Source organism: Marinobacter sp. GH_1 (assembly GCF_048595985.1).
Taxonomy (GTDB): domain Bacteria; phylum Pseudomonadota; class Gammaproteobacteria; order Pseudomonadales; family Oleiphilaceae; genus Marinobacter; species Marinobacter shengliensis.
Genome location: NZ_CP184460.1, coordinates 1,055,399 through 1,081,671, shown reverse-complemented (window position 1 = coordinate 1,081,671; position 26,273 = coordinate 1,055,399). Strand labels below are relative to the sequence as shown.

The following is a 26,273-nucleotide window of genomic DNA, read 5'->3' as shown; positions in this document are numbered from 1 at the left end:
ACCGGAACACAGGGGGCTTCAGGCACAGAAGCCTGACGCCGTTTTGCTCAGGATGCAAGCGACGACGCCAGCACATCCAGGTCGGTTGCAACGGCCTGGATTTCCTCCTGAACCAGCGCCAGTGTTGCTGGCTCCAGGCCAAGCGCTTCTGTCAGTGCGGGGATATCATCCGGGTTGAACTCGTCGCCAATACCCTGCTCTTTCAGCAGGGCATTCGCCAGTTGGACCATCAAAACATACTCTTCATGCTCACCATGGTAACCCGGGTGCTGGTGCATGCCTGCAGCCTTGATGACAGGTTCCGGCAGTTGCCAGAGCCGATGCAGAATACCGCCAATGGCGCCATGGCCAACCGCCAGGATATCCTGGCGCTCGCTATGGCCAAACACTTCCTGTTCCAGTGAATGCATGCTTGCTTCAGGGTTGATCTCCCGAAGAGCGTTCAGTTCCTGAAATTCAGAGGGAAACAGGTGCCCCACCAGCAACAGGCCAAAGTTGTGCAACAGCCCGCACAGATACGCCAGCCCCTTGTCCCGGCCCGAACGCGCCGCCAGGCTTTGGCACAGGAAGGCACAGTAAAGTGAGTGACGCCAGAAATTATCCATGCCCAGCATTCCACCCCTAGGCACATCAAAAGCCCTCACCGATGCAATACCCATGGCAATATGGGCGACCCGATCAAACCCCAGCACCCGGGTAACGGCCTCCTGAACAGAGTTGATCTGGCCAGGGTAATTGAACAGTGCCGACCTTGCGTAGCGCATGATCTGGGCCGTCATGCTCGGGTCAAACTCAATCAGTTCCGCCAGCTCTCTGGCGGTGGCTTCCGTATTGGCGGTCAGGCGCAGAATCCGCAACGCCAGCGCCGGCATGGGCGGAAGACGATAGAGTTTCTGCAGTTTGTCAGCCACTTCGTCGAGGCTCAGCGCGCCACGGGAACCATTACCCTGCCCCCGGATAACCAGGTGCCCTTCGCGAGCACCCGCCAGTGCCAACCGGAACGAGCGGCCATCCATCACAACCAGGGTATCGTTGGTGCCAGCTGAGAACACCACTTGGTCGGCGGTGGTGAGATCTTCGTCAATCAGCACCGGCAGATCCCAGGCATTCCCGACCGGTGGCACGAATCCTGGCTCGCAGTCGCCAAACAGCCTCGCCGTCTGGCGCGCGGTCAGCGGCTGCAGGCGACGCCCGGTAAACTGATGCAGGGTGTCCATATCCAACGTACTGTCGAAGCGATGCACCGCCATGACCACACCATTGATGTCGATCAGCAGCGTGGGCTGGATAAAATCATGCTGGGGCTTGCCAGAGGCAAGAACCGCCGCATCGAGATTGCTTACCGGTGCAATTTCGATCTGCTGATAGCTGATACCCTTACGGGCGAGGTAATGCGACAGTCGCTCTGACAGTGCCAACGGGGAAGACTCCTTTATCCGGTTCAGGGCTTTCTGGCCCCGGCGTTATTATGCACGTTAGCCCGTATTACGCATACCAGCGGCGATGCCTGCCATGGTGACTTTCAGCGCCCGCTCCACCATATCCGGCACCTCACCTTTGCCCTCACTTTCGCGGTCGCGTTTGAGCAATTCCGCCTGAAGGTAATGCAAGGGGTCGGTGTAGGGGTTGCGCACTCTCATGGAATGGGCAAACACCGGTTCGCTCTCCAACAGGGCTTGCTGATCCTTGAGCTCCAGCACACGCTCGATACAGCCGTTCAGCCGTTCCCTGAGGCTACTCCCCAGGGCCCTGAGGCTTTCATCCTCCACCAGGGTCTGCTCGTAATAACTGGCAATGCGCAGGTCGGCTTTGGCCAGCACCATTTCCAGCATGTCGACATAGGTGCGGAAAAACGGCCAGCCCCGCATCATCTCGCGCAGCTCTGGCAGGCGCTGGTGCCGGGCGGCTTCCTCCAGGGCCACATCGCTGCCCAGCCAGCTGGGCAGCATCAGGCGCATTTGGGTCCAGGCAAAAATCCAGGGAATGGCTCGCAAACTCTCCACGCCACCGGTGGCTTTCCGGCGCGCCGGTCGACTGCCCAGGGCCAGCTTACCCAGCGCCGTTTCGGGTGTAACCTGCCGGAAATAAGGCACGAAATCCGGGTTCTCCCTTACCACTTCCCGGTAAGATTTGAGGGAACGCTCCGTCAGCCAGTCCATCATCTCGCGCCAGCTGTCCTCGGGTTGTGGCGGTGGCGCCAGGGTCGCTTCAATGACGGCAGTGGTGTACAGGGTAAGGCTTTGTACCGCCAGCCGGGGCAAACCGAACTTGAATCGGATCATTTCCCCCTGCTCGGTAATCCGGAAACTGCCGTTCACCGATCCCGGCGGTTGCGACAGAATCGCCCGGTTCGCCGGGCCGCCACCACGGCCCACCGTGCCGCCGCGACCGTGGAACAGGGTCAGGTGCACGCCATACTGGCGGGCCACCTGGGTGAGTTTTTCCTGGGCCTGGTACTGGGCCCAGGCTGCCATCAGCTGGCCGGCGTCCTTGGACGAGTCCGAATAGCCGATCATCACCTCCTGGCGGCCCTGACAGTATTCGCGGTACCAATCAACCTGATACAGGGCAGCCATGCTGTCTGGCGCGCCCTGAAGATCGCTGAGGGTTTCAAACAGCGGCACCACACGCATCGGGAACTTCATTCCCGCTTCCCGCAACAGCAGGATCACGCTCAATACATCCGAAGGCTTGCTGGCCATGGAGATAACGTAGGAGCCCAGCGCTTCCGGGGTCTGGCCCGCCACCACCTCGCAGGTAGCCAGCACTTCCTTGACGGACTCTGAGGGTTCCCAGTTGCGGGGCACCAGTGGCCGGCGGCCTTGCAGCTCGCGCAGCAGGAATGCCTGCCGGTCGTCTTCCGACCAGGACAGATAGTCTCCCAGCCCCAGATAATCCACCATCTCTGCCACTGCCTCCGCATGCCGGGAAGCCTCCTGCCGGATATCCAGGCGAATCAGCGGCAGTCCGAATGTGTGAGCACGGCGAATGGTGTCCAACAGCGGGCCGTTGGCAATTTGCGCCAGGCCGCAATCCATCAGCGATCGATAACACAGCTCCAGGGGGGCCGTCAGGTCTTCGTTCTCAAACAGGATACCGGTCTCGTCCGCCACCCGGCCTTTAACGCCGGCCTCGGCCCAGTCCCGGGTACGGACCAGGCGCTCCCTCAACTCGGCCAGTACCTGACGATAGGGTTCCCGGCAATCACCAACCCGCGCCCTCAGTTCATCACTGGCCTGCCACATGGATAACTCGGCCCTCAGAGCCTGAATATCCCGCAGGTAAAGATCGGCAGCCATCCAGCGGCCCAGCAGGAAGACCTGACGAGTCACATCGTGAGTCACGTTCGGGTTACCGTCTCGGTCCCCTCCCATCCAGGAGGCAATGCGAATCGGGGAATTCTGCAGGGGCAGGCCTTTGCCCGTTGCATCAGAAAGTGACTGGTCCAGGCTTCGAAGGAATCTGGGCAATGCCTGCCAGAGGCTGTTCTCGATGACCGCAAAGCCCCACTTGGCCTCGTCCACAGCCGTCGGCCGCTCATGGCGGATTTCGTCGGTGTGCCAGGCCTCAGTAATCAGCTGTGACAGGCGGGCCACAATCTCATCACGCTCCGCCGGCATCAGATCGTCGTGGTCGAGCCGGGCCAGGCAATCCGACATTTCGTCGTATTTGAGAATCAGGGTACGGCGGGCAACTTCCGTCGGGTGGGCGGTCAGCACAAACTCGATCCGCAGGTCCGCCACCCGCTGGTGCAATTCCTCCGGATCAACGCCTCCGGATTTCAATCGCTCGAAGACCTCGCCCAGGGACTCCACCATCAGGTCGGAAGGGTGTCCCTGCTTACGGCGAATGCCATGGTACTGCTCGGCCAGGTTCGCCAGGTTGAGAAACTGGTTGAAGGCGCGGGTGACCGGTAACAGTTCATCGTCGCTCAGTTGCCCCAGAAGTGTTACCAGGCGCTGCCCGGAGCCACTCTCCTGCCGACGGTCGGCTTTGGCGGCCGCGCGAATTTCCTCAATCCGCTCGTAGCAGTCCTGCCCGGGAAAACGCTGGATGCTCTGGCCCAGCAATTCGCCCAGCAGACGCACATTTTCTCGCAGATCGGGGTGCAGTTCGGTCACGTTGAGTTCCTTCTGAATTGACGGAGACGAAGTAAACTTACGATACTAAGGATCCGTTCGAAAAGTCTATTGGCGATTCAATCCCCTCGCCCCAAGGAGCCACCATGAAAGTGACCGATTTGCCCCAGCACTGGGAACAGGAAAAACAGGCGATGGAACGTACACACGAATACAATCTGCGCCTGCCCCTTGAAGACGCCGCCCGGGTAGCCGCGCTGGCGGAACTCTATCCAGATCGCAGCGAAAGCGAGATTCTCAATGACATGATTGCCGCTGCCCTGGACGACCTGATTACTCAGGGGCCGCTGAAGGATCGCCTGGCAGACAAGGGAAAGTAATATAGATGAGCAGACATCAACCCAAGCGCACGGCGCCTGGGTTGATGGAAACCCGGTGGTGAGCTGAATCGGTGCTGGCGTCAGGCCACGGATTCAAGCTGGCGGGCTTTGATCCGCTTGATATGCTTCTGGCTAAGGGCTACAAACCGCGGAGTCAACCCCTGGTCTTCGTAGATCTCAAAACCATCCTCATCATAAGCAACCACTTTGTCGCCCTGAACGTAGGGAAAGCTGGTTTCCAGCTCATCAAGCGCAGCGGAGATCAGATCACGCATCAGGTCTTGAGAGGATTTCATCGGATACATCGCTGCCACTTTCTGCAACAGCTCGTGATGCTGGTCAGACAACGATAGGTACGCGGCATCACGAGTGAGCCGACCACGACCGTGCTTGTCCCAATGCTTGACCAGATCTTTGATTTTCATGGTGCCTTCACCCCTGCATCTTATCTGACGGTACAGCGCACCGATATGGTGCAAGCCGTACTAGAAGTGTAGACGAAGAATGACATTTCAGTGACTGAAAATTGGTAACGGATTGTACTTATCGGCTACTGTTCCGAGGCACTGACCGTTAACGGTTTTCAACCCCCTTGACCTTCTGCCATATGGCATCCAGCGCTTCAAGGGACTCCTCATCCAGATCACGCCCCTCACTTTCCAGCACCGCCTCGATCGCCCTAAAACGTGCGTCGAATTTGCGGTTCGTTCGGTTCAGGGCCTGCTCAGGATCCACTTTCATGAATCGTGCCAAATTCACGCACACGAACAGCAGATCACCCAGTTCATCCTCGACCGCATCCTGGTCGCCACTACCATTCTGGGCGGCCTGCCATGCGTCTTTCAGCTCATCGATCTCCTCGTGAAGCTTGTCGAAGACCGGGCCAACCTCAGGCCAGTCAAAGCCATGGCGCGAAGCCCGGCGCTGCAATTTTTCGGCACGGGCCATGGCCGGCAGGGTTCGTGCAATGCCATCCAGGCGGCTGACCGAAGACTCAACAACAGGTTTCTCGGCCCGCTCCTCCGCTTTGATACGCTCCCAGCTCTCCTTGATCCAGGCTTCGCTGGGACGGTTGCTCGGGTCAATGCGGCTTTCCAGAGTGCCTTCAGGGAAGACATGGGGATGCCGGCGAATCAGTTTGCGGACCAGGTGATCAACGATGCTATCGAAATCGAAATGCCCTTCCTCACGCCCCATCTGAGCGTAGAAGATCACCTGGAACAGCAGGTCTCCCAACTCATCCTTCAGATGCGGGTAATCCGCCTGTTCAATGGCGTCGGCCACTTCGTAGGCTTCTTCTATCGTGTGGGGCACGATGCTGGCGAACGTCTGCCGGGTGTCCCAGGGGCAGCCCGTGTCTGGCTCCCGGAGCCGGGCCATCAGGGTTTTCAGGTCATCAATGGAATAGCTCATCCGCGCTTTCGCCTTACGTCGATGATGTTCGGCAGGTTGCGAATCTGGGCCAGCAACCGCGCCAACTGTTCCAGGCTGGAGATTTCCACCGTCACCCTCATGGTAGCGATGTTCTCATCCTTGTTGGTCAAGGTATTCAGGGCCAGCACGTCACTGCGGGATGACGACAACACATGGGTTATATCCCGCAACAGCCCCGAGCGATCGTAAGCTTCGATTTCGATATCGACAGGGTACACAGAGGCCGGCTTGCCACCCCAGTTCACCTCGATGATCCGGTTGGGCTCGAATTCCCTCAGGCTGAGGAAGGTCAGGCAGTCCTGTCGGTGCACGGTGACACCACGCCCAACCGTGATATATCCGCCAATCGCATCACCCGGTAGCGGTTTGCAGCACTTGGCCACCTGGGTCTTGAGTTTGCCCACACCCAGAATCTGGATGTCTGACTCGGTGTCATAATCCTTCTTGCGGGCAGTGGTCAGCTTCAGGTCGAGCTGTTCAGACTTCGGCTCCAGCATCTGCTGGGCCACGTTCGCCACGTGCGCAGGCCGCAAATCGCCGGCCCCAATGGCGGCGAACATATCGTCTGGCGAGTGGTAATTCACCTTTTTGGCCAAATCCCCCAGATCAACATCGTACAGCGACAAACGCTTGAATTCGTCTTCCAGGATAGCGTGGCCGTCTGTGATATTACGGTCACGATTCTGTTGCTTGAACCAGTGGGTAACCTTTGCCCTGGCCCGGGATGTCTGGATATAGCCCAGGCTTGGGTTCAGCCAGTCCCGGCTCGGCGCCGGGTTGTTGGAGGTGAGGATAAATACCTGGTCGCCGGTTTTCAGCGGATAGGTCAGAGGAACGATCCGGCTGTTCACCCGGGCACCCCGGCAGGCGTGACCGATTTCGGTGTGTACCCGATAAGCGAAATCCACCGGTGTGGCACCCTGGGGCAGGTCGACCACGTGGCCCTCGGGGGTGAAGACATAAACCCGGTCCGAGGCGACGTCTGACTTCAGGTGATCAGCCAAACCAGACAAGTCGCCCAACTCTTCCTGCCACTCCAGCACCTGCCGCAGCCAGTTGATCTTGGCGTCGTAACCGGTGGACTTGTTGTTCTTGTCGGTGCCCTTGTACAACCAATGGGCACAAACACCTAACTCAGCTTCCTCGTGCATGGCATGGGTGCGGATCTGCACTTCCATCACCTTGCCTTCGGGGCCGATCACCGCGGTATGGAGCGACTGGTAGCCGTTCTCCTTGGGGTTGGCGATGTAGTCGTCAAACTCGTTGGGAATATGCCGCCACAAGGTGTGAACAATGCCCAGAGCGGCATAGCAGTCCCGCACTTCCGGCACCAGGATGCGCACCGCACGGACATCATAGACCTGGGAAAAGTCGATACCCTTGCGGCGCATTTTGCGCCAGATACTGTAGATATGCTTGGCCCGGCCGGAGAGTTCACCCTTGATACCGGAGGCCTGAAGTTCGGTTTGCAGGGTCTCGATTACTCGCCGGATATAGCCTTCACGGTCCAGCCGCTTCTCATCCAGCAGCTTGGCGATCTTCTTGTACGCTGAGCTGTGCAGGTACCGGAAAGACAGGTCTTCCAGCTCCCATTTGATGTGACCAATACCCAACCGGTGTGCCAGGGGCGCGTAGATATCGAAGACTTCCCTGGCCACCCGCATGCGCTTCTCTTCCGGCGCATCCTTGACGGCCCGAATCGCACAGGTCCGCTCGGCCAGTTTGATCAACGCAACCCGGACGTCGTCAATCATGGTAACCAGCATTTTCCGGACATTGTCGAGTTGCCCTTCACTCTGGCCCAGCACATTGCCCTTGAGCGGGTGGTGCACCGACGAAATGGCTGCCATCTGCTGCACACCATTGATCAGCCCGGCGACTTCGTCACCGAATTCCTTGCGGATCTCTTCCAGGGGTACCCGCTCTTCACGCACGGCCCGGTACAACACCGCAGCCACCAGACTGGCCTGGTCCAGATGCAGTTCGGCCAGCACCTGTGCCATTTCCAGACCCGTACGGAAACTACTGGAGCCGGGCGCCCAGAGGCGATCCTCTCTGAATGCCTGCACGGCAATCCTGGCCGCTTTTTCACAGGCCTGCCGGAGCTGCTCCGGATTATCCAGGTGCGTCTGTTCAGCGATGTGGCGAACACAACGATCAATGTCGATCTCGCCATCACCAGTGACCGAATAATCTTCCCGAACTTTTACCATAGCAGAGGCATACCCGCTGATTTTCCGGTTACCCGGGTCGCGATCCTGGCGCCCCGGCATCTGACTGTCGACTGATCAGTCAGAGTCATTCACGCTCAAAAAGAGCAATGGATTCGACATGGGTAGTGTGGGGGAACATATCCATCACACCTGCGCGCACCAGGCGATAACCGTTGCGCACCATGACGCCGGCATCTCTTGCCAGAGTGGCCGGATTACACGAGACATAGACAATCCTGCTGGCCCCGAACGCCGTGAGGTACTTGCAGATGTCTTCCGCGCCAGACCGGGGCGGGTCGATCAGAATCTTGTCGAAACCCTCTTTGGCCCAGCTTTGCCCGGTAAAGTCACCGTGCAGATCGGCCCCAAAGAATTCCACATTATCCAGACCATTGAGCTGTGCGTTCTCGCGGCCACGCACCACCATGGCATCATCGCCTTCGACGCCAACCACCCGGCCACCTTTGCGAGCCAATGGCAGGGTAAAGTTACCCAGGCCACAGAACAGATCCAGCACCCGCTCACCGGGCTGAACATCCAGCCACTCCACTGCACGATGAACCATATTCTGATTGATACCGGCATTGACCTGAGTGAAGTCCATCGGATGGTACTTCATGGTCAGATCAAACTCGTCCAGGCTGTAGCTCAGGCGCTCACCATCACGACCGGACGATTCCGGCCAGATGCGGTGCACCGTATCCGGGCCCTTGGGCTGCAGATAGATATGCAAGTCATGGGCCTGACCAAAGGCAATCAGCTTTTCCCGATCTTCGGGAACCAGTTCGTCCATATTACGGAACACCATGGCCGCCACATCATCACCACAGGCCACTTCTACCTGGGCAATCCGGTCGAAAGCCACCATGCCATGCAGCAGTTCCCGCAGGGGCTTGATGCGATCACCAATACGCGGGTCCAGCACCACACAACGGTCAATATCCGTTAGAAAGCTGTTACGCTTTTCCCGGAATCCTACCAGCACCGACTCCCGGGCTTTCACATAGCGCACGCCCAGGCGGGCTTTGCGACGATAGCCAAGGGTAGCGGGTGAGCGCATGGGTTCAACCCACTCCTGGGGTTCGATGCCCCCAAAATGGGCAAAATGCTCCCTCAGCGTGTCTTCCTTGAACCGGATCTGCGCATCGGCGCTCATGTGCTGAAGGCTGCAGCCACCACAAAGGTCGGCAAAGTCACAGGGCGGTTGCTGGCGGTCTGGAGCCGCTTCCAGAACCTCCAGGGTACGCAGCTCATCAAACTTGCTTCGGGTGCTGACCATCTTTGCCATCACCGTTTCACCGGGCAGAGCACCGTCCACAAACTGGACTTTACCTTCGGCCCGGGCAATGCCCCGGCCGTCGTGGCCAAGGGTTTCAATTTCACAACGCACCGGTTCCTGGGGCAGAACCTTGCGGCGACGCTTACTCATAGGGGTTAATCTCTCTTGTGTAGCCGGCTTGGATGACCGGTTCAGGCGCCGGGAAAAACACCGGTAGACAGGTATCGGTCTCCGCGGTCACAGATAATGGCCACGATCACCGCGTTTTCAACCTCACGGGATAATTTGAGGGCAGCGGCAATGGAGCCACCGGACGACACGCCACAGAAAATTCCTTCTTTGGCGGCCAGCGCCCTCATGGTGTCTTCTGCTTCTTTCTGGCCAATGTCCAACACCTGGTCTACCCGGGCAGCGTCGTAAATCGACGGCAAATAGGCCTCGGGCCAGCGGCGGATACCGGGGATGGATGCACCATCTTCTGGCTGCAACCCAATAATCTGAATATCGGGATTTCGCTCTTTCAGATAACGGGACACGCCCATAATGGTCCCGGTGGTCCCCATGGAGCTGACAAAGTGAGTCACCTTGCCCTGCGTCTGCTCCCAGATTTCCGGGCCGGTGGTGCGGTAATGGGCCAGCGGGTTATCCGGGTTGCTGAACTGGTCCAGCACCTTGCCCTTGCCCTCGGATTCCATCCGCGCAGCCAGGTCCCGTGCCCCTTCCATGCCTTCTTCCTTGCTGACGGTCACGATCTCCGCTCCGTATGCCCGCATGGAGGCGCGGCGCTCCTCGCTCATGTTCGCCGGCATGATCAGAACCATCCGGTAACCTTTGATTGCCGCAGCCATGGCCAGGGCAATACCGGTATTGCCGGATGTCGCCTCAATCAGGGTATCGCCCGGCTTTATTTCACCACGGCGTTCGGCTTCCTGAATCATGCTAATGGCCGGCCGGTCCTTCACCGACCCGGCTGGGTTGTTGCCTTCCAGCTTGGCCAGAATAACATTGGAGGTTTCCCCCGGCAGACGCTGTAAACGAACCAGAGGGGTATGCCCTACATAATCTTCAATGGTCGGGAAAATCATAGCGAAACCCTGTGATACACTTTTGGGTTCGAATCATACGCGTTATGGCCGCATTGTCCCAATACAGCTTGTCGCTATATCCATGACCCGCGGCTATAACTGTTTGTTCCCGGAACCTCTACCACAGTTTTCGGGATTCAGATCAACTATGATCATTACACAGGGAAGTGCCGGTTTCGGGCAAGATAGGCCCGGCCAGGCTCAGGAAACTAGCAGGAACATATTATGCGGCGCTGGGGCATTCGCAAAAAAGTATTGGTGGTAACGCTGGTTCCCACCTTGTTGACCACTTTGTTACTGGGGCTGTTTTTCACTTACAGCTGGGTCAACAACATCGAGAACCTGCTCCGGGATCGAGGTGAATCCCTGTCCCGCCAGCTTGCTGCCGGCTCCGAGTATGGCCTGTTCACTGCCAACCGCAGCCTGCTGAGCAGCCTGTCCAACGCCCTGCTGGAAGAGCAGGATGTCCGTTCGATCACGTTCTTCTCACCTGACGGCCGGCGTTTGCTCCATACCGGCCCGGGGGGCGCCGATGCCATCGACGAATCCTCCCTGAAACCCGACCTGGCGGTAAAGATTACCCGGGGCAGCAGCACCCGGTTTGTGACACCGGTTTTTCTCCAGGACCTGATGATTGAAACCATGCTGGACCCGGACGTCCGGCAGTCGGCTACCCGGCTACAGGAACCGCTGGGCTGGGTTGCGGTGGAGATGTCCCATGTCCGCACCGAAAAGGAAACCTACAAGGCGCTACTGATTTCCCTGCTACTGGTGATTGGCGGGGTACTGCTCAGCATGGCCATAGCCCTGCGCCTGAGCCGGGCCTTCACCGATCCGGTGTTCCAGCTCAATGAAGCCGTAGCCCGGCTCAAGGAAGGTAAGCTGGATACCCGGGTGTACACCAGTGCAGGCCCCGAATTCGAACAGCTGGAATCCGGCCTGAATGACATGGCCTCCGAGCTCAGCAAGGCCCAGGCGGAAATGCAGCAGAACATCGACCAGGCCACAGAGGACCTCCGTGAAACCCTTGAAACCATTGAAATTCAAAATATCGAACTGGATTTCGCCCGCAAGGAAGCCCTGGAAGCCAGCCGGATCAAGTCCGAATTCCTGGCCAATATGTCCCACGAAATCCGCACGCCCCTGAATGGCATCATCGGCTTTACCGAATTGCTGCTGAAAAGCCCCCTGCCCCGCCAGCAACGGGACCACCTGAACACCATCCGGAAATCGTCCGAGATTCTGCTGACGATCATTAACGACATCCTGGATTTTTCCAAGATCGAGGCCGGCAAGCTGATTCTTGACCGGGTACCGTTCCAGCTAAGGGATATCGTGGAAGAGGTGATGGTCATGCTGGCACCGGCGGCCCATGCCAAGAACCTGGACCTGGTGCCGCTTGTCTATAACGATGTACCGGACAACATCATGGGTGACCCGCTGCGGGTAAAGCAGGTCATCACCAACCTGGTTAATAACGCCATCAAATTCACCCAGACCGGTGAAGTGGTGCTGCGGGCCAGCCTGGAAGACGAAACACCCGACAGTAATCGGGTAACCCTGCGCCTGAGCATCACGGACTCCGGAGTGGGCCTGTCCCGGGCCCAGCAGCAGTCGTTGTTTAATGCCTTCAGCCAGGCCGACGCCTCAACCGCCAGGCAGTATGGCGGCACCGGGCTTGGACTGGCCATTTCCAAGCGACTAGTGGAGGAGATGGGCGGCAAGATTGGCCTGGAAAGCGAACTCGGCAAGGGCTCTACCTTCTGGTTTACCCTCACGCCGGAACTGTCTGCCGCTGCCGATACCAGCGCGCCGAAAGACGCCCTGCGCGGCGAGCGGATTATCTACCTCGAACAGCAGAAAACCACCGGGCTCGCGGTCGAACACCTGTTACGGGACTGGGGCGTGGCGGTACAACGGGTGTCCTCGCCAGCCGCCCTGGTAGAACACGTGGAGGAGGCCCAGCGGAAGCAGGAAGGCTACGCCGCCGCCATTATCGGCATTACCCGCCACCTGCTGAACTCCAGCCAGTACTGCAACATGGTGCGTTCGCTGGAAGTGGAGCGGGACTGCCGAACACTGCTGCTGACCCCCACCTTGGAAACCCACGACACGCCGCTGTCCGGACTGTCCAGCGGACACCTTACCAAACCGGTGTGCCGGGACGCCTTCTACGACGAGCTATTGCTGTTGATCCACGGCATCCAGGCCAGCAACCAGGGAGCAGGAGAAGTGTCCCTGCCACTGAGAAGCAGCGGCCCTTCGAGAGTCCCTCGTGTACTGGCCGTGGATGACAACGACGCCAACCTGAAACTGGTGATGACCCTGCTGCAGGACTGCCGGCTTGAAGCCGAGGGCGCCTCAAGCGGCTTCGAGGCACTGACCAAGGCCAGGCAAAAGCCCTTCGACCTGGTGTTCATGGACCTGCAAATGCCAGGCATGGACGGCGTGGAAACCACGGCACGTATCCGGGACCTCGACACGGGATCACACCACACTCCAATCATCGCGCTGACCGCACACGCCCTGGCCGACGAGCAGGAACGGCTGACCCAGCAGGGCTTCGACGGTTACATGCCAAAACCGATCAGCAGCACACAGCTGGTCCAGTTGATTCGCGAATACACGGGTTATGACTGCAAGAGCAGCAACGACAGTTTCAAAATCTCGGAAGTCCGGGATACCCGCCGCACCCTGCGGCCATCAAACCGTCGCATGCAGCAGGACTGCGTGAGTGTTGATGAAAGCATTCAACTGGCCGCTGGCAAGGCCGACCTGGCGGAAGAACTGTTCAGCATGTTGTTGGAACAGCTGCACACCGACATCGAGCGGGTAGCCGATCTGTGGAACAACAATGACACCGACGAGCTGCTTGAATGCGTACACAAGCTCCACGGCGCAACCCGCTACTGCGGCGTACCGGAGCTGAGAACCGCCGCCAACCGTTTTGAAACCGCACTGAAGTGCCAGGCGCCGGATATGGAACTACAGAAAGACCAGCTATTGGCAGCCATGGACCGACTGCAGATCTGGAGTGAACAAACCGACTGGCAGCAACTGTTCAGGGAACAGCAACGCCAGCCGGAGACCACCTGAGGTCGGATCAGGGCCGGGCGCGCTCAAGAATGGCGCGCATCTCCCTGACCGCCTCTTTCAGTCCGGTGAACACTGCCCTGGCAACAATGGCGTGGCCGATGTTCAACTCGTTAATACCCGGAATCGCCGCCACCCGCTCGGTGTTGTGATAATGCAGGCCGTGGCCAGCGTTCACAATCAACCCTTTCTTTCGGGCATAGGCGACGGCATCGGCCAGCTGTTTGAACGCTTTTTCCCGAACGGCCGGGTCCTGCGCTTCGGCGTATTCGCCGGTGTGCAGCTCGACAACCGGCGCACCACAGCGTACCGCTGCGTCAATCTGAACCGGGTCCGGGTCAATGAACAGTGACACTTCGGCCCCGATCTTTGCCAGGCGATCGCAGGCCTTGGCCACACGTTCTTCCTGGCCGTCGACATCCAGGCCACCTTCGGTGGTCAGCTCTTCGCGCTTCTCCGGCACCAGGCAGACACATTCCGGACGCACCTGTTCGGCAAAAGCCAGCATGGCGTCGGTTACCGCCATTTCCAGGTTCATCTTGGTTTGCAGGACTTCGCGCAGCAACAGTACATCACGATCCTGAATGTGACGGCGGTCTTCCCGGGGGTGAATGGTAATACCATCGGCCCCCGCTTCCTCGGCCACCAGTGCCGCCTGAACCGGGTCCGGGTAGCGGGTGCCGCGGGCCTGGCGTAATGTGGCCACGTGGTCAATATTCACACCGAGCAACACTCTGGAATTCATGGGGTTCTCCCTGATGATGAAACGGAATGGCTGAACAGATTGCGGCTGTGTAACGGCTTACCCTGCAACAGATAGTCCATCAGAATACGCATGATCCGCTTGGCCGTCCTGCGCGGCACCTCACCGGAAAAGTCGCCTTCGGCCAGGGCCAGCAGAGCCTCGCCCGGAATCTGCTGCAAGCGAACCCCGGACGCAGTGGCAGACACAATACCCTGCACCGGATCATAACCGTAGTACCCACCGGCCTCCACAGGCAAGCCGGTATCGGTGGCTTCGTCCCAGGCAAAGTCATAACCGAGGGCCCCGGCAAACGCCCGTTCAAAGTGCCGCAATATTGGCTCTACATCGGTTTTGGCCGCCAGTGTCGCGAGAGACTGCAGGCTTTCTATGTAACTCGCAAACAGGGTGGGATGAGGGTCTGCCGCTGGCAGAATGCGCTGAAGCAATTCATTGATGTAGAGGCCGCTGTACAAGGCACGGGGTTGCGAAAGCAGCGGCGCCGATCGAACCTCAAGCTGCACCAGTGTTTTCAGGTCACTTTTGCCGGTCCAGTCCACCATTAACGGCTGGAACGGCTGCAGCTGGGCCTTGAGGGGGCTTTTGGCACTGTTGGCGCCGCGCGCCACCAGACTCATTCGGCCATGGTTCAGGGTAAACAGATCCACCAGCAAGGCGGTTTCCCGCCAGGGACGCCGGTGAATCACATAAGCGGGCTCCTGCTGCACCGCTCCCTTCATAGCGACCTCAGAAATCGCTCATACCAAGGCTTTTCAATGCCCGGTCGCTGTCGGCCCAGCCGCGCTTTACCTTCACCCACAAACGTAACATGACCTTGGAGCCAAACATGCGTTCCATATCCACTCGGGCTTCCTGACCAATGCGGCGCAGGCGCTCGCCCTTGTCACCGATAATGATTTTCTTCTGGCCTTCCCGTTCCACCAGAATCAGGGCCGAGATATGCAGGGTTTTCCCCTCGTGCTTGAACTCTTCGATCTCTACTGCCACGGAATAAGGCAATTCAGCCCCGAGTTGGCGGGTAATTTTCTCCCGCACCATCTCCGACGCCATAAAGCGCTCGCTGCGATCCGTAATCTGATCGTCCGGGTAGAAGTGCACACTCTGGGGCAGAAAACGTCCCACAGCTTCCTCCAGTGGCTGGAGGTTGGTTTCTTTCAACGCAGACAAAGGGATAATTTCGGCAAATTCCCGCTTTTTGGACAGTGCCTCAAGGTGCGGCAGCAGTTTGTCCCGGTTCTCAACCTTGTCCACCTTGTTAACTGCAAGGATAACCGGGCATTTCAACCGCGACAATTTCTCCAGCACCATGTCATCGGCTGTGGTCCACGCCAGCTGGTCCACCACGAACACCACCACGTCCACGTCGATCAGGGCAGACGACGCCGCTTTGTTCATATAACGGTTCAGCGCGCGGGGCTCGTCTTCGTGCATACCGGGGGTATCCACATAGATGGCCTGTACCGGCCCGTCTGTCTTGATACCCAGCACCTGATGTCGGGTGGTCTGGGGTTTGCGGGAGGTAATACTCAGTTTCTGGCCCAGGATATGGTTCAGAAGCGTGGATTTTCCCACGTTCGGCCGGCCAACAATGGCGACAAAACCACAACGGCTGTCCGGATTCTCTGGGCGGGTAATATCATTCATCAGGAGTTCTCCACGCCCAGTTGCTTTAGGGCATTGCGGGCAGCCTGCTGTTCAGCAATTCTCCGACTGCTACCGGTGCCGCTGGTCTTTCGATCCAGTGACGGTAGGGCACAGGAGACGTGGAACGTCTGCTCATGGGCTTCACCGTCGACGGAGATCACTTCGTAACGAGGCAGCGGGAACTGCCGGGATTGCAGGTATTCCTGCAACCGGGTTTTCGGATCTTTCTGGGTGTCCTGAATGTCCAGATTGGCCAGGCGATGCTCGAACCAGCGCAGCACCTGCTCACGGCAGGTATGAAAATCGCTGTCCAGGTAAATGGCACCGATGATGGACTCCACCGCATCCGCCAGAATCGACTCGCGCCGGTAGCCACCACTTTTAAGCTCACCGGAGCCCAGCCGGAGATACTGGCCCAACTGGAATTCGCGACCAATCTCGGCGAGGGTCACGCCTTTGACCATCCGCGCTCGGAGCCGGCTCAACTGACCTTCACGGGCTTTCTCGAAGTGCAGGTACAAGTGTTCTGCAATCACCATATTAACGATGGAATCCCCAAGGAACTCCAGGCGTTCATTATTCTGGTTCCCGTAACTTCTGTGGGTCAGGGCCAGCAGCAACCGCTCGGGCTCCTTGAAGGTGTATCCGATACGACGCTGCAACTGATCCAGATCTGGTTGTGAACTCACTGTCCCTTTAACTCATACTCATGCTGGAAATGAACGATGGTGTCCACATTTCCGAATAGATGGTTGCGAACCTCGTAGTCAACCTTGATGACCACGAACTCGCCATTTTTTTCAACACTGATCTGTTTGGCGTCAAAACCCCTGACGTTATTGACACTCAGGCGCCGGTTAATCAGGTTGCGCACTTCCGCCGGCCCCATTCGCGACAAACCCTCGGTGCCATCAAGACCCTCCAGTGCCTCCTGGATAGTGAAATCGTCCAGATAGGCAGGGCCGATTTTCAGCCCCAGGGCCAGAAGGCTGCCAAAAAACATCGCCACAATCAGCATGGTCAGGGCGCTACCGCCCTGCTGCTGTAATCCGACGGGATTATTCTTTTTCATCATGTTTGTCTCCGGCACAACGGGGTTAGTCAATGCTACCCACTCGATCAAAAGATGGCAGACTTGTCAGCGATTTCCAGTGCATCCAGATGGCGAAGGCCTTCCCGACCACAAGCTCATCGGGCACTGTGCCCCAGAACCGGCTGTCGTTACTGTTGTCCCGGTTGTCCCCCATGACGAAGTAATGGCCATCAGGCACCAGCCATTCACCTTCGCCGTTGCCTGCAACCCGGCCCAGGGTCAGATACACATCGTGCTCCACACCACCCACTTCCTCACGCCAGCGCTCCATTGGCGGAAGACGGGCCACAAACTCCCTGGCCACCGGTTCATCATTGATGAACAGCTGTTTATCGCGATAGCGCACCCGGTCACCCGGCAAACCAATCACTCGTTTGATGTAGTTGGTGGCGCCATCCTCCGGATAACGGAACACCATGACATCACCACGCTCGGGATTACCCATCGACACCACCTTGGTGCCGGCCACTGGCAACCGGAGCCCGTAGGCGTACTTGTTCACCAGGATAAAATCACCAACTTCGAGGGTCGGCAGCATCGAACCGGAGGGAATCTGAAAGGGTTCTACCAGAAACGAGCGAAGCACCAGAACAATGGCCAGCACCGGGAAGAACGATCGGCTCAGGTCGACCAACCAGGGTTCACTGATTTCGGCATTTTCATCAGACGCGGCACTGCCAACGTCAGGGCCAGCTGCCTGCCGACGTTTACTGAAAAACACTATATCCGCCAGCCAGATCAATCCAGTCGCGAAGGTCAGAACCACCAGTACCAGCGGAAAATCAATATCCATCCGGGAGCCTTAGTTTTAGTTATCCACTTTCAATACAGCAAGAAACGCTTCCTGAGGCACCTCGACATTGCCTAGCTGCTTCATACGTTTTTTACCTTCTTTCTGCTTCTGAAGCAGTTTCTTCTTCCGGCTGACGTCACCACCGTAACACTTGGCGGTAACGTTCTTGCGCAATGCCTTGACCGTAACCCGTGACACCACCTGGGTTCCGATTGCCGCCTGGATGGCGATATCAAACATCTGCCTGGGAATCAGCTCTTTCATCTTCTCGATCAGCTGGCGCCCCTTGCGGTGCGCCAGATCCCGATGAACGATCAATGCCAAGGCGTCGACCCGTTCACCGTTAATCAACACGTCCAGGCGAACCAAATTGGCCTGCTGGAACCGCACGAAGTGGTAATCCAGCGAGGCAAAACCTCGGCTGGCAGACTTGATCCGGTCGAAGAAATCCATCACCACTTCCGCCATCGGCAACTCGTAGGTGAGCTGAACCTGGGTCGACATGAAGTGCATGTTCTTCTGAACACCCCGCTTCTCTTCACACAGGGCAATAACATTACCCAGGTGTTCCTGGGGCACCAGGATATTCGCCTCCACGATGGGCTCACGCATTTCCTCAATAGAGCCAATATCCGGAAGCCGCGAGGGGTTGTCCACCGACAGAGTCTCACCCTGCTTGGTAATGACTTCATAGATTACCGTGGGCGCGGTGGTAATCAGATCGATATCGTACTCACGCTCCAGCCGCTCCTGGATAATTTCCATATGCAGCATGCCCAGGAAACCACAGCGGAACCCGAAACCGAGGGCGTCAGAATTCTCAGGCTCAAAAAACAGGGAGGCGTCGTTCAGCGTCAGCTTTTCGAGGGCATCCCGGAAGTCGTCATAATCGTCAGCGCTGACCGGGAACAGGCCTGCGTATACCTGCGGCTGAACCTTCTTGAAGCCCGGCAGCATCGGGGTTTCGTCGGCGAACTTTTGATGCACGATGGTGTCGCCCACCGGTGCACCGTGAATATCCTTGATACCCGCCACCACAAAGCCTACGTCACCGGCTTCCAGAACATCAGTGTCGGTGGGCTTCGGATTAAAGATACCTACCTTGTCGGCATTCCACGCTTTCTTGGTGGACTTGATGACAATCTTGTCGCCTTTACGCAGAACGCCCTCGGTCACCCGAACCAGGGATACCACGCCCAGATAGTTATCGAACCAGGAATCGATGATCAGCGCCTGCAGAGGTGCACTGCGGTCACCCTTCGGCGGCGGAATCTTCCTGATCAGATCCTCAAGTACATCTTCCACGCCCAGACCGCTTTTGGCACTGCAGCGCACCGCATCGGCGGCTTCGATGCCGATGATATCCTCAATTTCCGCCGCCACCCGCTCCGGCTCCGCCTGGGGCAGGTCCATCTTGTTCAGTACCGGCACCACTTCAAGGCCCTGCTCAATGGCGGTATAGCAATTGGCCACCGACTGGGCTTCCACACCCTGGCCTGCGTCTACCACCAGCAGCGCACCCTCACAGGCGTAGAGGGAACGGGATACCTCATAGGAAAAATCCACGTGACCGGGGGTGTCGATGAAATTCAGCTTGTAGGTTTCGCCGTCTTTGGCGGTGTAGTTGAGCGTCACGCTCTGGGCCTTGATGGTGATGCCCCGTTCCCGTTCCAGATCCATGGAATCAAGAACCTGTTCAGCCATTTCACGGTCTGTCAGGCCGCCACAGATCTGGATAAAACGATCCGCCAGTGTGGATTTACCGTGGTCAATGTGGGCAATAATGGAAAAGTTACGGATTCGGCTCAGTTCAGTCACAGACAATGATTACTCATATAAGACGTAGGATTGAGCCCGGAATGGCCGCTACCGGGTCCGGGAACGGCGTGATTTTACCGGTAACGGGCCGCCATTGCCATGATCAGGAAATAAGCGGCTTCTCGTACTGCCGGATCAGGAACCCGATCAAGGCATCTTCGTCCAGCGGGTAACTGAACAGATTGCCCTGGCACTGGGCGCAACCGGCGGATTTCAGGAACTGGAGCTGCTGCAGGGTTTCAACCCCCTCGGCCACAACCGTCAGATGCAGTTTCTTGGCCAGCGCAATGACAGCAGACGCCACATCCGTGGCACTGACGTTGTAGGGAATGTCCCGGATGAACCGATGATCAATCTTGATAACGTCCAGCGGGAGCTGCTGTAACGCGACCAACGAGCAGGAACCGGTCCCGAAGTCATCCAGGATCAGGCAAACCCCGAGATCGTTCAACGACACCAGTAATTCGCGCAGCATACGCGGGTCTTCATTCAACAGCTCTGCCGGCATTTCCAGTTCCAGACGCTCCGGAGACACACCGGTTTCCGTAATGACCTGACGAATCATGTCCAGGAAACCGGAGTCGGTCAGCTGTCGCACCGACAGATTGACCGCCATCTTCAGGGATTCGAAACCTGCCCGCTCCAGCGCCTGCACCTGAATACACGCTTGCCGCAGGGCCAGCTCCCCCAGCCGGACAATCAGACCGGTCTCTTCCGCCAGGTTGATGAACTGCTGCGCCGACACCAGCCCCTTTTCCGGATGGTGCCAGCGGAGGAAAGCTTCCACGCCGATCACCCGCTGGCTGATCAGATCAATCTTGGGCTGATAGTGCAGAACAAACCGATCGCCATCCAGGGCCGTGGCCAGCTCTTCCTGCTGCAGCAAGCGCCGGGCGGCCTTGATATTCATGGCCGGGGTGAAGAACTGATAAGTGTTGCGGCCCAGCTCCTTGGCCCGGTACATGGCCAGGTCTGCGTATTTCATCAGGGTACCGGCATCCTCGCTGTCGTGAGGGATCATGGTGATACCGATACTCACGGTAATACCCACTTCGTGGTCGTTCAGGCGGATTCGCTGGCACAGGCGCCGGAGTATGGACTCTGCCACCTTACCGGCGGCATCCGGCCCACTGATCTGGGACAGCAGCACCACAAACTCGTCACCGCCCAGGCGGGCCACCGAGTCTTCCTCACGCACACAGCCTTCCAGCCACAGCGCCACCTGCTTCAGCAGTTCGTCCCCGGCGTCGTGCCCCAGAGTGTCGTTAATGCGTTTGAAACCATCGAGATCCAGGAACATCAGCGCCGCTGGTTCACCACTGCGGCGACTCCGGCGTACCACGTGGTTCAGCCGGTCCCGGAACAACTGACGGTTTGCCAGCCCGGTGAGCGGGTCGTAGAACGCCAGGCGGTGCAACTCGGATTGGGCAGCCTTGAGCTGGGTCAGGTCCCGCAGGCTCAGTACTACACCATTCACACCAGGCACCGACAACATGGCGGTATAGGTGCCTTCCATGTCACGCCACTGGCCCTCAGCATCCCGGATACGAGCCCGCACGACCGGCATCTGCTTGCCCGGCGCACGCATGGATTCCTCAAAGCCGCGCTGCAGCAGGGGCAGGTCGTCCGGATGCACCTGGGCTTCCAGCTGCATGGAATGAACCTTGTCGGGGTCGAAGCCCAGGATGTCCCGACTGGACGGGCTGGCATAAAGCGGCTCACCACGACGATCCATCACCAGCGTGACATTGGCAGCTCCTTCGGTAATGGCCCGGTAACGGCCAGCGCTGATCTGGGCGATCAGCCGGGAACGAATCAGCGCCAGCACAAACAGGCACAACAAAGCACTGATGGCCAACCCGGACCCCAGCACAATCGGTGGGCGAGGGTCTGCCGCCAGAAAGTCGAAGGCAGGTGTTGAACGGGTTTGCAACAGCCAGTCCCGGCCGCCGTGGGAGATGGTCTGGCTCATTTCAAAGCTGAATTCATTGTCCAGCGATCCCAGGTTGGAGCCATACATCAGAGTATCCCGGGCGACCACACCGCTGTCGTAGATCCGCACGTCAAGAAAGGGAGAGATAAGGCCGACAATGCCATCAATCAGGTTATTCATCCGGAAGGCACTGAACACATAACCAGACAGCATCATTCGCCGTTCTGCGCGGATGTCCGGAATTTCTCCGCCCTGGTACACCGGGTAGTACATCAGGAACCCGGCCTGGTCTTCCGCCAACGATTCCTGAACCAGAACCACCTTCCCCGTCACGGTTGGCACAGCATCGTCCCGGGCCTTTTCCATTGCTACCCGATGGATGGGATCACTGAAGGCATCATAACCCAGCGCCCTGCGGTTGCGATCTGTGCCCGGTTCCAGGTACACCATAGGGTAATAGAACGGGCCTGTACCAAGCGGCTTGACCAGATAGTTATAGACACCTTCGGCCCGCACCGAAGCAATGTGATCGGCCATATCCCGAACGCCAATCCGCTGCACATAACCGATACCCTGAATACCCGGGTAGTAACGGTCGATATCGACTTTCTCGACATACTCCCGCCACTGCTCCCTGGTGACTTCCCCGGCTACCGAGAACAAACCGGAACTGCCTGCCAGCACCTGCTCATAATTGAGCAACCGCTCTTCAATGGCGCTTTTCAGCTGCAGGGACTGGGTTCGAAAGTGGGCCTCGGTGCGGTCTTCCACAAGGCGGATTGAAACCTGCCATAGAAGCACGGTGGCGGCTACGGCAACAACGAACACAAGCCAGGCAATCCAGGCATGGCGTAATTGCAGAAGCTGTCTGAGGGGAAGTTCCTTGCTGGTCATCATTGTTTACGGTCCGTTCCATGACCCCATTTATTATCAGTTCGAGCGATTATAGCAAAAGCCCCCGGGCCTGTCGTCAAAGACACCGGGGGCTTGCGAAACGCCTGTTTTCTAGGGTGTCAGGGCTTCATCACCAGATAGATGGCACGGCCCTGGCGGACGATTCTGACCGAAACCGCCCGGTTTGACGGCAGCTTCCGGGTGGCGTTCCGGAAATCCTCCACTGAGCGCACCTGTTCGCGATTAATCTCGGTGATGATGTCCCGGGAACGAATCCCGGCTTCCGCTGCCGGCCCCTGGCCTACCCGGGTCACCAGCACGCCGCCCTGAACACCGGCAGCACTGGCCTGCTCCGGCGTCAGGGATTCAACCGCCAGGCCCAGCGGGTCCTGTGACGGCGCATTGTTTTCACCAACCACGGGGTCTGAGCTGTCATCGCCATCTTCCGGCAAGCGGCCAATGGTCACATCCAACTCAATTTCCCGGCCACCCCGCAGTACCGTCAGCCGGGCCGATTCGCCCACCGGCGTCCGGCCCACCAGCGGCGGCAGGTCTGATGACAACTGAACCGGCTCGCTGTTGTATTCCAGCACGATATCTCCGGATTCCAGGCCTCCCTTCTCAGCCGGCGACCCCTGCATGACTTCCGCAATCAGCGCGCCCCTCGGGCGTTTCAGGCCAAAAGATTCCGCCAGGTCCCGGTTTACTTCCTGAATCAACACACCAAGCCAGCCCCGCGCAACACTGCCCTTGTCCCGGATCTGGCTGAATACGTTCATCGCGTCATCAATGGGAATGGCGAAGGAAACCCCCATGAACCCACCGGAGCGGGTATAGATCTGGGAGTTGATACCCACTACCTCGCCATCAAGATTGAACAGTGGCCCACCGGAGTTGCCGGGGTTGATTGCCACGTCTGTCTGGATGAATGGCACGTAGTTTTCGGAGGGCAATGAACGGCCAAGGGCGCTGACAATGCCTGCCGTAACCGTGTAGTCAAAACCGAACGGAGAACCGATAGCAAAAACCCATTCGCCAACCTTGAGGTCACGTGAACGCCCCACCTTGACCACGGGCAGATCCTCACCGTTCTCAATCTTCAGCACGGCCATGTCTGAGCTGGGATCGGTGCCGACAATGGTAGCCTGGAATTCACGACGGTCGTTCAACCGCACTATGACCTCGTCAGCACCTTCCACTACATGGTTGTTGGTGAGTACATAACCGTCTGTTGACACAATGAAGCCGGAGCCCATGGAACGCTGGGGCTGCTGCGAACGGGGCGAGCCGCCGAACGGTGATTGCGGGCCACGAAAAAATTCCTGAAGGAACGGCGGCAACTGCTCAAGCTGCCTTTCATCGAACGGCGATCCCTGGAAACGGGAGCCCTGATTACGCGGCTCACTTGTGGTGCTGATATTCACTACCGCGCTGGAGTTCTCTTCAACCAGTTCGGTAAAGTCCGGCAAGCCGCGCGCGGCGAGGGACTGGCTCCAGAAAACTGAAACCATGACGGAAAGCATCAGTAGGGCCGCCCAGTAGTGTCCTGCGCTCCGGACTGGAGCAAGACGGGCAACCTCTGTGTTTGATCTCGGCATGTGGACCCCCGTGTTCTGCTTGTAATCACGTCGTAATTCTGGGGCCGGAAACCCGTTTTTCAACTTACAAAACGGTAGGATTCACAGACATGTCACGGAATGAGCACTGTTCGCTCTGATCAGCCGCGGCTGGTATTGATCACCACTCCGACGCTGCCATCGACGTACCCACCAGAATCCTGCCCCCAGCCCTGTAAGCGCGCCCAAGATGGCCGCAGCGTCAGTACCACCCAACCATCGATAACCGGCGATACTGGCCAGCACCATCAGCAGCAGCGGAGCACCGTACACAGCCAGGGATGCCGCGAGGAGTGACTGTTCATCGATACCGATCACCACCTCATCCCCCACCCTGGCACCCACGGTATTCTCCACCAGAACCTGATTTGCCCGCCCTCCGGATACCTTGGCCAACACCCTCTGGCCGCAACCGGCCCTGGCGGAACAGCTCTCACAGGCACTGGCACGGATGGTTTGCACCCAGACGCTGTCGCCACTCAGAGCCACCACTTTGCCAGTCTCGGTGATCACAGGCCTGATAGCTCCAAGGCAAGGGCGTCATCTATTTCAACGGCGTCTGCCACTTTCCGGGCAGTACGCGGGGGAATCTCGCCCACAACGGCAACCAGAAACGGTCTGTCGGCGACCAGGATCTCGCGCATGTATATGGTGGTTGCCCCCACCCGCGAGGCCCCTGTCGGCATTTTCAACTGGCCAACCGGTTCGACAAACACCGAAAAGGCCGCCAGCCCGTCAGAAAACGCGACCGCTTTGCCCTTGCCAGACCGCGGCGCGGCCGCTGGTGCGAAGCCCTCCGGCCGCCAGTTGAGAGTCCAGCCGCTCATGCGGCCGACCACCGATTGCTGAGGGTCTCTGGTTGCCAGTGTGCGGGTTATTTCGCGCCCTCGGGTCTGTATTTCCAGCTCCTCGTCGGCGATTTCATCGGTAATTTCGAGACTGGTAAACTGAAAGTGCTCCAGCACTTCCCCGTCACCGTCACGCACCTGGCTCTTGACCAGCAAGCCGGTGTCTTTTTCCATCCACAGCCGATGACTGTAACGCTCGTCATCACGGGCGGTTAACGCGATGGTCACGACATCATAACCGGCGATGCGATCTTCACCAGCAAGCTCCGAGCGATACCATTGCCCAAACGGCATCAGCTGACTTGTGAATGCCTCGGCAAACGGGCCGGAGGGAATCACTTCATCAAGGCTCACCCGACCACGGTCAGGGAGCACACAAACCACATTCATACCTTTACGGACTATCTCGCCACTGCCGCCATCCTGCATGACCAGTCGCTCTTCCACCTGGCCATCCCGAAACCGATGGGCAATCTTCATGGAATGGACCTGATCCCCACGGGCATAGACGAAGACACCTCGGTAAGAAGTCATGTTCAAAGCCGGGCCCAGGCGCTCCAGCCACGACATCGCATCAGCGGGATCTGCAGAAGCAAGTTCGTTGCTCGTCTCAGCATTGGCTCCGTGAACAGGCAGCATGATCAACACTCCGGCAAGCACACCGGCGAACACGCTTCGGCCCAGGGACACCAAACTGCTCACCACCCACTTCATCGTCCGTTCCCCAACGTCAGTAGCCACTGCTGGCACTCACCAGCCGGGCATAACCAACAGAACCCCGGCCTGCGCCAACACTGTTATGCTGTGCGTGTTCGAGCATAAACTGGCGCATCTGTTTAAGCTGCTCTTCGTCCAGGCGCTGCAAGGCAACTTCCTCTACCCTGGCAGATAAAGCCAGTGCATCCTCATCAGACAGCTCAGTCACTGCCACCGCAGCCACCGGCTCCTGGGTTTGCCCATCCCATCCGGCGCCGGCGCCAAATCCGATGACCAGAGCCATAACGACCATCGCCGCCACCGGCCATCGCCAGTAGGAGCCTGCGGCAACCTGAGTCTTGAGCCTTGAAGGTTCAGGGCGTACATGACCATCGAGGGCCTCACGTACAGCCACCGCCACATCGACGCCCTCTTCAGGGCCATGACTTTCATGCATGAGGTCACGAACCTGTTGCCAGCGTTGCCACTGGTTTCTGACCTCATCCTGATTACCATGAGACAACAGGCGACGAACCGATAGTTCATCTGCTTCGTCGTCCATCATCGCGGACAGGGTTTCTCTGAGACGCTCATCCATCGGATGCAACCTCA

Annotated in this window: 21 protein-coding genes; 2 read left to right on the top strand and 19 right to left on the bottom strand. The window is 58.3% G+C overall.

Features of this window, described 5'->3' with window-relative positions; genetic code table 11:
- Positions 1-47 precede the first annotated feature (47 nt).
- Both ACNSOI_RS05020 and ppc read right to left on the bottom strand, forming a co-directional pair.
- Positions 48-1,418, bottom strand: a complete 1,371-nt coding sequence (locus tag ACNSOI_RS05020; protein ID WP_058091708.1) for an HDOD domain-containing protein — start codon at positions 1,416-1,418, stop codon at positions 48-50.
- Between the two features lie 57 nt (positions 1,419-1,475).
- Positions 1,476-4,121 (bottom strand): phosphoenolpyruvate carboxylase, encoded by a 2,646-nt coding sequence (ppc, locus tag ACNSOI_RS05015; RefSeq protein WP_420195253.1) that lies wholly within the window; start codon positions 4,119-4,121, stop codon positions 1,476-1,478.
- Between the two features lie 104 nt (positions 4,122-4,225).
- Between ppc and ACNSOI_RS05010 the strand changes: the two genes are divergently transcribed.
- Positions 4,226-4,459 carry a hypothetical protein gene (locus ACNSOI_RS05010; RefSeq protein ID WP_138437761.1) on the top strand — a complete coding sequence of 78 codons (234 nt, stop codon included), beginning with the start codon at positions 4,226-4,228 and terminating at the stop codon, positions 4,457-4,459.
- An 80-nt stretch (positions 4,460-4,539) separates the two neighbouring features.
- Here the strand turns inward: ACNSOI_RS05010 and ACNSOI_RS05005 are convergent, their stop codons facing one another.
- The 5 genes from ACNSOI_RS05005 to cysM all read right to left on the bottom strand — a co-directional run bounded on the left by ACNSOI_RS05005 (position 4,540) and on the right by cysM (position 10,470).
- Entirely contained in the window at positions 4,540-4,884 is a 345-nt protein-coding gene (locus ACNSOI_RS05005) for a hypothetical protein (protein WP_061332269.1), read from the bottom strand.
- Positions 4,885-5,032: 148 nt separating this feature from the next.
- Positions 5,033-5,872 (bottom strand): nucleoside triphosphate pyrophosphohydrolase, encoded by an 840-nt coding sequence (mazG, locus tag ACNSOI_RS05000; RefSeq protein WP_420195252.1) that lies wholly within the window; start codon positions 5,870-5,872, stop codon positions 5,033-5,035.
- Positions 5,869-8,106 carry a GTP diphosphokinase gene (gene relA, locus ACNSOI_RS04995; RefSeq protein ID WP_106693529.1) on the bottom strand — a complete coding sequence of 746 codons (2,238 nt, stop codon included), beginning with the start codon at positions 8,104-8,106 and terminating at the stop codon, positions 5,869-5,871. The genes mazG and relA overlap by 4 nt, the downstream gene beginning before the upstream one ends.
- 85 nt (positions 8,107-8,191) lie before the next feature.
- A complete protein-coding gene (gene rlmD, locus ACNSOI_RS04990; protein ID WP_106693528.1) occupies positions 8,192-9,535 on the bottom strand; it encodes a 23S rRNA (uracil(1939)-C(5))-methyltransferase RlmD in 1,344 nt (447 codons plus the stop codon).
- A gap of 41 nt (positions 9,536-9,576) precedes the next feature.
- Positions 9,577-10,470, bottom strand: a complete 894-nt coding sequence (cysM, locus tag ACNSOI_RS04985; RefSeq protein WP_420195251.1) for a cysteine synthase CysM — start codon at positions 10,468-10,470, stop codon at positions 9,577-9,579.
- Between the two features lie 225 nt (positions 10,471-10,695).
- Between cysM and ACNSOI_RS04980 the strand changes: the two genes are divergently transcribed.
- Positions 10,696-13,566 carry an ATP-binding protein gene (locus tag ACNSOI_RS04980; protein ID WP_420195250.1) on the top strand — a complete coding sequence of 957 codons (2,871 nt, stop codon included), beginning with the start codon at positions 10,696-10,698 and terminating at the stop codon, positions 13,564-13,566.
- 7 nt (positions 13,567-13,573) lie between these two features.
- Here ACNSOI_RS04980 and pdxJ read toward each other — a convergent pair whose 3' ends face one another.
- From pdxJ to ACNSOI_RS04920, 12 genes are all read right to left on the bottom strand, one after another.
- Positions 13,574-14,308: a pyridoxine 5'-phosphate synthase gene (gene pdxJ / locus ACNSOI_RS04975; protein WP_061332273.1), complete on the bottom strand. Its 735-nt coding sequence runs from the start codon at positions 14,306-14,308 to the stop codon at positions 13,574-13,576.
- Positions 14,305-15,045, bottom strand: a complete 741-nt coding sequence (gene recO, locus ACNSOI_RS04970; RefSeq protein ID WP_319636416.1) for a DNA repair protein RecO — start codon at positions 15,043-15,045, stop codon at positions 14,305-14,307. The genes pdxJ and recO overlap by 4 nt, the downstream gene beginning before the upstream one ends.
- 7 nt (positions 15,046-15,052) lie before the next feature.
- Complete coding sequence (gene era / locus ACNSOI_RS04965; protein WP_420195249.1) at positions 15,053-15,970, bottom strand: GTPase Era; 918 nt, start codon at positions 15,968-15,970, stop codon at positions 15,053-15,055.
- A complete protein-coding gene (rnc, locus tag ACNSOI_RS04960) occupies positions 15,970-16,659 on the bottom strand; it encodes a ribonuclease III (RefSeq protein ID WP_061332276.1) in 690 nt (229 codons plus the stop codon). Before rnc ends, era begins: the two co-directional genes overlap by 1 nt.
- Positions 16,656-17,042 carry a DUF4845 domain-containing protein gene (locus ACNSOI_RS04955; RefSeq protein ID WP_072678269.1) on the bottom strand — a complete coding sequence of 129 codons (387 nt, stop codon included), beginning with the start codon at positions 17,040-17,042 and terminating at the stop codon, positions 16,656-16,658. Before ACNSOI_RS04955 ends, rnc begins: the two co-directional genes overlap by 4 nt.
- A 25-nt stretch (positions 17,043-17,067) precedes the next feature.
- Entirely contained in the window at positions 17,068-17,856 is a 789-nt protein-coding gene (lepB, locus tag ACNSOI_RS04950; RefSeq protein ID WP_420195248.1) for a signal peptidase I, read from the bottom strand.
- Between the two features lie 15 nt (positions 17,857-17,871).
- Positions 17,872-19,674, bottom strand: coding sequence for a translation elongation factor 4 (gene lepA / locus ACNSOI_RS04945; RefSeq protein WP_061332334.1), 1,803 nt, complete (start codon positions 19,672-19,674; stop codon positions 17,872-17,874).
- Positions 19,675-19,777: 103 nt separating this feature from the next.
- A complete protein-coding gene (locus tag ACNSOI_RS04940; RefSeq protein ID WP_420195247.1) occupies positions 19,778-22,504 on the bottom strand; it encodes a bifunctional diguanylate cyclase/phosphodiesterase in 2,727 nt (908 codons plus the stop codon).
- A 116-nt stretch (positions 22,505-22,620) separates the two neighbouring features.
- Positions 22,621-24,099 (bottom strand): DegQ family serine endoprotease, encoded by a 1,479-nt coding sequence (locus tag ACNSOI_RS04935; RefSeq protein ID WP_420195246.1) that lies wholly within the window; start codon positions 24,097-24,099, stop codon positions 22,621-22,623.
- Between the two features lie 81 nt (positions 24,100-24,180).
- Positions 24,181-24,630: a SoxR reducing system RseC family protein gene (locus ACNSOI_RS04930; protein WP_420195245.1), complete on the bottom strand. Its 450-nt coding sequence runs from the start codon at positions 24,628-24,630 to the stop codon at positions 24,181-24,183.
- Positions 24,627-25,679: a MucB/RseB C-terminal domain-containing protein gene (locus ACNSOI_RS04925; RefSeq protein ID WP_420195244.1), complete on the bottom strand. Its 1,053-nt coding sequence runs from the start codon at positions 25,677-25,679 to the stop codon at positions 24,627-24,629. Before ACNSOI_RS04925 ends, ACNSOI_RS04930 begins: the two co-directional genes overlap by 4 nt.
- A 16-nt stretch (positions 25,680-25,695) precedes the next feature.
- Positions 25,696-26,259: a sigma-E factor negative regulatory protein gene (locus ACNSOI_RS04920; protein WP_420195703.1), complete on the bottom strand. Its 564-nt coding sequence runs from the start codon at positions 26,257-26,259 to the stop codon at positions 25,696-25,698.
- Positions 26,260-26,273: the final 14 nt, after the last annotated feature.

Bases quoted from the DNA above. Each gene is read 5' to 3' on its own strand.
- ACNSOI_RS05010 (WP_138437761.1), top strand. From the start codon at position 4,226: ATGAAAGTGACCGATTTGCCCCAGCACTGGGAACAGGAAAAACAGGCG.
- ACNSOI_RS05005 (WP_061332269.1), bottom strand. From the start codon at position 4,884: ATGAAAATCAAAGATCTGGTCAAGCATTGGGACAAGCACGGTCGTGGT.
- mazG (WP_420195252.1), bottom strand. From the start codon at position 5,872: ATGAGCTATTCCATTGATGACCTGAAAACCCTGATGGCCCGGCTCCGG.
- relA (WP_106693529.1), bottom strand. From the start codon at position 8,106: ATGGTAAAAGTTCGGGAAGATTATTCGGTCACTGGTGATGGCGAGATC.
- rlmD (WP_106693528.1), bottom strand. From the start codon at position 9,535: ATGAGTAAGCGTCGCCGCAAGGTTCTGCCCCAGGAACCGGTGCGTTGT.
- cysM (WP_420195251.1), bottom strand. From the start codon at position 10,470: ATGATTTTCCCGACCATTGAAGATTATGTAGGGCATACCCCTCTGGTT.
- ACNSOI_RS04980 (WP_420195250.1), top strand. From the start codon at position 10,696: ATGCGGCGCTGGGGCATTCGCAAAAAAGTATTGGTGGTAACGCTGGTT.
- pdxJ (WP_061332273.1), bottom strand. From the start codon at position 14,308: ATGAATTCCAGAGTGTTGCTCGGTGTGAATATTGACCACGTGGCCACA.
- recO (WP_319636416.1), bottom strand. From the start codon at position 15,045: ATGAAGGGAGCGGTGCAGCAGGAGCCCGCTTATGTGATTCACCGGCGT.
- era (WP_420195249.1), bottom strand. From the start codon at position 15,970: ATGAATGATATTACCCGCCCAGAGAATCCGGACAGCCGTTGTGGTTTT.
- ACNSOI_RS04955 (WP_072678269.1), bottom strand. From the start codon at position 17,042: ATGAAAAAGAATAATCCCGTCGGATTACAGCAGCAGGGCGGTAGCGCC.
- lepB (WP_420195248.1), bottom strand. From the start codon at position 17,856: ATGGATATTGATTTTCCGCTGGTACTGGTGGTTCTGACCTTCGCGACT.
- ACNSOI_RS04940 (WP_420195247.1), bottom strand. From the start codon at position 22,504: ATGATGACCAGCAAGGAACTTCCCCTCAGACAGCTTCTGCAATTACGC.
- ACNSOI_RS04935 (WP_420195246.1), bottom strand. From the start codon at position 24,099: ATGCCGAGATCAAACACAGAGGTTGCCCGTCTTGCTCCAGTCCGGAGC.
- ACNSOI_RS04925 (WP_420195244.1), bottom strand. From the start codon at position 25,679: ATGAAGTGGGTGGTGAGCAGTTTGGTGTCCCTGGGCCGAAGCGTGTTC.
- ACNSOI_RS04920 (WP_420195703.1), bottom strand. From the start codon at position 26,259: ATGGATGAGCGTCTCAGAGAAACCCTGTCCGCGATGATGGACGACGAA.